Genomic DNA, 5,455 nt, shown 5'->3' with positions numbered 1-5,455 from the left:
CGTCCGCCACAAGCGTAATGTTAAATATCAACAGTATCGATTAACAGAGCCTTTATTTATAAAAAGTAAAGGAGGATTTATAATGAAGACAATTTTTTCAGGTATTCAACCGAGCGGTACCATTACGCTTGGGAATTACATCGGAGCCTTAAAGCAATTTGTCGAACTTCAAGACGAATACAATTGTTACTTCTGTATCGTCGACCAGCATGCCATTACAGTTCCGCAAGATCGGCTGGAATTACGAAAAAACATTCGAAGTCTTGCAGCTCTCTATTTGGCTGTCGGCATTGATCCGAACAAAGCGACCTTGTTTATTCAATCAGAAGTTCCTGCACATGCGCAAGCAGGATGGATTTTACAATGTATTTCTTACATTGGTGAATTAGAGCGCATGACTCAATTTAAAGACAAGTCCGCTGGAAAAGAAGCGGTATCAGCTGGATTACTTACTTATCCACCTTTAATGGCAGCTGACATTCTTCTTTACGGTACGGACCTTGTTCCTGTTGGGGAAGACCAAAAACAACATTTAGAATTAACGCGTGATTTAGCAGAACGATTTAATAAGCGATATAATGAAATTTTTACAATTCCAGAAGTACGGATTCCAAAAGTCGGTGCCCGGATTATGTCCTTACAAGATCCAACGAAAAAAATGAGTAAATCCGATCCGAACCAAAAAGCGTTCATTACGTTGTTAGATGAGCCGAAACAAATTGAAAAGAAAATTAAAAGTGCGGTAACGGATTCGGAAGGAGTTGTCCGTTACGACAAAGAAAACAAACCAGGCATCTCTAACTTGCTATCCATTTATTCGATTTTAGCTGACACACCAATCGAAGAACTCGAACGGAAATATGAAGGAAAAGGTTACGGTGAATTTAAGGCAGATTTAGCCGAAGTGGTCGTTAACGCCTTAACTCCTATTCAAGAACGTTATTATGAGCTGATTGATTCAGAAGAGCTTGACGACATTCTTGACCAAGGGGCAGAAAAAGCGAACAAAGTAGCCAATAAAATGCTGAAGAAGATTGAAAATGCCATAGGATTAGGAAGAAAAAGAAGAAGATCATAATTTAAAAAGGGATGATTCCTATAAAAGGAGTCATCCCTTTTTGAAAAGATATTACTCAAGTAGATATCTTATAGGATCAAAAATCAGCTCAATTATTCTCGTCGGACTTGGTAGATTAGGATCATAAAGAAGCCAAATTCCAGATACAAGTCCAAATAAGGTAATCCCTACTACCGCTACTTTCTCTTTTTTCTGCTTTTTCTTTAATGGTTTCCATGAAACGTATACAATGAAATAAGAAAGAACCATCATCGCAATGGTAGCTCCGACCTTCACAAACATTAATCATCACTTCTCTTTCAGTTCTTCTTTTGGAATACCAGACGGTTCGGTCACCATTCCTTGACGGCGAACAAACACAATTATATCTTTTTCTACTTTAATAGTAGGAAAAATTTCGTCCCATTCTTTTTCTACACTTTTCCACCATTTCGGATCAGCTCGTAAAAAAGCATCGGAAAAACCTAACGCATCCACTTGTAATTCTTTTTGAACCCGATTTAAAACTAAATCAATATAAGACGAAATTTCTTGTGCTACTTGCTTTTCAAGAGCTTTTACTGCCTTTTCATCTAATAAGTTGATTTTTGAGGCATTTTGCAAAACATCGTCCTCTGTATGAATCTTCAAATATACGATTGGTTCCCCGTTTTCTACTTTCGCTTTCAAATCTGTTTTCGCATGTAAATGAATCATCGTAACGGGTTTTTCTTCTTCGTTTGGCTGAACAGTAATCGTTGCTTGTTCAATTTTATCCTGAATCCACATTAATCCACGGGATTCTTTTTGTGTAAGTTTATCTATCATTTTTCCATTAGAAATAACAGCGAGTCCATTTAATCGATAGCCTTTCTCTGGTTTTTCCGGTGTCAGTTCTGCTGTTTCAATCCACGGAATAACCGCATTTTCTCCTTCTTTACTTAATAGAGACATTAATTCTTTTATTGGTACTTTAATTGCGATATCAAGTTCCATTAGTTCACGCAGCATTTCCGCCCGACTTTCTTCTAAAACGGGTTCCGTTTCCAATAAGGTATGGCCCTCTCCTTTCGAAATAAACGTAAAAGCCCGAAGTCGTGTTTCTGGATGGCGGACAAAAAAATCAATATGCTCTTTTATACCTTTTTTCGCTAGTTTCTCACCAAAAATGATGACCCGATTATGTCCCCAAAAAATTCTACGCGACAATTTTTCTTGCATTTTTGATACTGCATCGGCAATTGTTTTACCTTCTACCGACATGAGAACTTCTTGTTGCTGCGTTTCATTCGATTGAGACCCCATAGATGAACCTGCTGTACCGCCACTGGTAACCATAAATAATAATGATAACAAAATGGGGTCTTCCTTTCCCTCGTCAATCGCTGCCCCAACAATGATGGCCAAGTCATTTACTTCTTTACGATCCCAGCATCCAGAAAGGACCAAGCACAATGAAAGATAAAGAAGACTAATAAGACCGACTTTACCCATGCACCTGTCCACCCTTTCCTTTATTTATACTCCGTTTAATTAACGCTATGAAAAGCAAAAAAGTTGGAATTGCTAGATTGACGGATATAAAATAAAAAGGGCCAATCGTCCCTAAAAAATGAGTAAAATGCGATATATTTGGGGTTGTCCAAATAGACCAAACAACGCCAACGAATGCCAGCGGAAAAACAAGTGATCTATAATCAGATAGTTCAAGCCATTGTGCGGTAGCCATAGCTGCTGCATAAAAGATAAAAGAGGTTTTCATAAAGATTCCAGCAACCCAAATCATAGCAAATAGGACTTCGATATGATCAATAAAGTCCGCTACGCTAATATATTTTGCCGCGGTTAAAATGGGGTACATAAGTTTCTCCACTGATTCGCCAAAAAGGAAAAGTCCTGTAAAATTTGTGATTATCATCGCAAACAATACGGATACAACCGATAGATTCCCCCATTTCCTTACATTTTCTTTATCAGTAACAAATGGTAATAAAAACGCTGCTAAAAAAAACTCACTAAACCATCCGAAAAAAACTACCGAACCTTTAAAAACAGGCCCAATTCCTTTTTCTAAAATAGGAAACATGTTGTTTAATTCAAATTCAGGTATTAAAAAAATAAATACACCGACTAATAGGATAATTGTTGCCGGAAAAAAAACTTGAGTGGCCCGGGCAATTACCTCAATCCCACTGTATACTGCAAGCGCACAGACAATGAGTATTGAGCCACTAATAATGTATAAAGGAGTTTTCGGCAAAAAACCTCCCGTAATAAAATCCGCATATTCCCGGACGACGATCCCTAAATTATCGATATAATAAAACAACAAACAGAAAGAAACGATTTTTCCTAACCATTTTCCCAAAATAATTTCACTATATTCCATTACGGTTTTTCCAGGATACATTTTATGAAGGGTGTAGGCTATCCAAAAGGCAAAAAATCCGGCAACACAGGCTATAAACGGGGTTAACCATAAGTCACGCCCCGCATGTTTGCCGGCAATGGCTGGAACGATTAATATACCAGTAGCAATAACCGTCGGATGTAAAATTAACGCCATTTGTAAGGCTGATATTTTTCCTTTTTCCAGCATCGTTATCCCTCCTTTAGTCACGCATGTTGTTTGAATTTGTTTTTTTGCTATTCCCCGTCCGTGTTGAGTTATATCGACCTGTAAAATGAGGACGCTTCCGTAAGCTCCACCACGGGGCTCTAATCAATGTATCTTTTAACTCGTGTGGTTTATATGGGGCTAACGGTGAAAGGTATGGTACACCAAATGAACGTAACCCACATAAATGCACGACAATTACGATAATGCCTAACATAATTCCCACAAGCCCTAACGTTCCAGCTAAAAAAATCATTGGAAATCGTAGCATTCGAAGAGAAATGGCGAGTGAGAATCGAGGAATCGTAAATGATGCGATTCCCGTAATCGCAACTACCATAACCATTGGTGAAGAAACAAGTCCTGCAGAAACAGCCGCTTCTCCCACAACTAATGCCCCGACGATACTAACTGCTGCACCTGCTTGCTTCGGTAAGCGCAAACCAGCTTCTCGCAATGCTTCAAAAGTAAGTTCCATTATCACCGCTTCCACAAGAGCTGGAAACGGTAGCTGTTCCCTAGCACCAGCAAAGCGTAGTAATAAAGTGGTCGGTACCATTTCTTGATGATAGGTTAAAATCGCAACATAAAGCGAAGGTAATAATAAGGCAATGCCAAAAAAGAAATCACGAAGCAACCGGACTAACGAACTCATTATGGACCGTTGATAATAATCTTCTGGTGCTTGAAGAAAGGAAAATAATGTGATTGGTAAAATTAACACAAACGGTGATCCATCAACTATTAGAACAACCCGTCCTTCAAGTAAACTTGCGGCAGCAACATCCGGACGTTCCGTATGTAAAATTTGTGGAAACGGAGAAAAAGTATTATCCTCAATAAAATCTTCTAAATAGCCACTTTCAATCACTCCGTCTATATCAATCCGCTTTAAACGATTTTCGACTTCATCTAGTAAATCTACGTCTACAAGATCTTCAATATACGCCATGACGACCTGTGTATGGGTGTAACGCCCGAGTACGTACTTTCTCATTTTTAGCTTTGGACTTTTCACTTTCCGTCTAATAAGGGACGTATTTACATGTATCGATTCGATAAACCCTTCCCGTGGACCACGAATGACCGATTCTGCCGGTGGGTCTTCGATGGCTCGCGTTTCCCATTTCGCTAATTGGAAGACGTAACCTTTTACCATACCATTGACCAATAGAAGAGTATAGCCATTTATAATCCATTCAATGCAATCTTCTAAGAAATCTGCTTTTTCTACATTCCCAACCGAGATCACTTCAAGTAATAATCGCTCTGTATTATCATTACGAATTTTCGTCTCTCGCATAAGCGGTGCTAAAATATGTTCATCCATTTTGGCCGTATCGACAAGGTTTTCAAAGAAAACGAGGCATGCAGCCACTTCTCCTCCAATCGAAAACGGACGAAAGACAATATCTGCACAATCTTCAAATACATCCATCAAAAAAGTAATATTTTCATTGAGCCGTTCAGAAAGAACGTTTTTTGCATGGTTGTTATCTTTTTTGATACTGTCTTGTTGCTTTTTTTTTTGATGCATTTTATCACGCCATTTCATGGTCAACCCCTACCTAATACAGCAACTTTTTCCTTTAATAAATAGCATGACCAAAATGCTTTGTTTTATCCATGATTCTAAATAAAAGGCTATGTTATATTTCATTGTTGACTTTTTAACTAGTTATTCATATGAAGCGAAAGGCGGCGACTCCAGCGGGAACAAGAAGCCGCAAGACCTAAACTTGAGCGCAGCGAGGGAAGCAGCTTGCACCTTGCCCGCGGAA

5 protein-coding genes are annotated in these 5,455 nt (G+C 38.7%); 1 reads left to right on the top strand and 4 read right to left on the bottom strand.

Annotated elements, in window-relative coordinates:
• Positions 1-79 precede the first annotated feature (79 nt).
• On the top strand, positions 80-1,078 hold the full coding sequence (gene trpS / locus ABES52_RS16740) for a tryptophan--tRNA ligase (RefSeq protein ID WP_429652455.1): 999 nt from the start codon (positions 80-82) through the stop codon (positions 1,076-1,078).
• Between the two features lie 51 nt (positions 1,079-1,129).
• Here trpS and ABES52_RS16735 read toward each other — a convergent pair whose 3' ends face one another.
• From ABES52_RS16735 to ABES52_RS16720, 4 genes are read right to left on the bottom strand one after another with little or no spacing between them, the layout of a single operon-like run.
• Positions 1,130-1,360 carry a hypothetical protein gene (locus ABES52_RS16735; RefSeq protein ID WP_429652454.1) on the bottom strand — a complete coding sequence of 77 codons (231 nt, stop codon included), beginning with the start codon at positions 1,358-1,360 and terminating at the stop codon, positions 1,130-1,132.
• A 6-nt stretch (positions 1,361-1,366) separates the two neighbouring features.
• Complete coding sequence (locus ABES52_RS16730; protein WP_429652453.1) at positions 1,367-2,551, bottom strand: Ger(x)C family spore germination protein; 1,185 nt, start codon at positions 2,549-2,551, stop codon at positions 1,367-1,369.
• Entirely contained in the window at positions 2,544-3,656 is a 1,113-nt protein-coding gene (locus tag ABES52_RS16725) for a GerAB/ArcD/ProY family transporter (RefSeq protein WP_429652452.1), read from the bottom strand. The genes ABES52_RS16730 and ABES52_RS16725 overlap by 8 nt, the downstream gene beginning before the upstream one ends.
• 13 nt (positions 3,657-3,669) lie before the next feature.
• On the bottom strand, positions 3,670-5,229 hold the full coding sequence (locus tag ABES52_RS16720) for a spore germination protein (protein ID WP_429652451.1): 1,560 nt from the start codon (positions 5,227-5,229) through the stop codon (positions 3,670-3,672).
• Positions 5,230-5,455: the final 226 nt, after the last annotated feature.

Source organism: Aeribacillus pallidus (assembly GCF_050478865.1).
Taxonomy (GTDB): Bacteria; Bacillota; Bacilli; order Bacillales; family JACDOC01; genus JACDOC01.
Note: the sequence above shows the minus strand (reverse complement) of the source record. Positions and strands in the feature narration are given on the sequence as shown.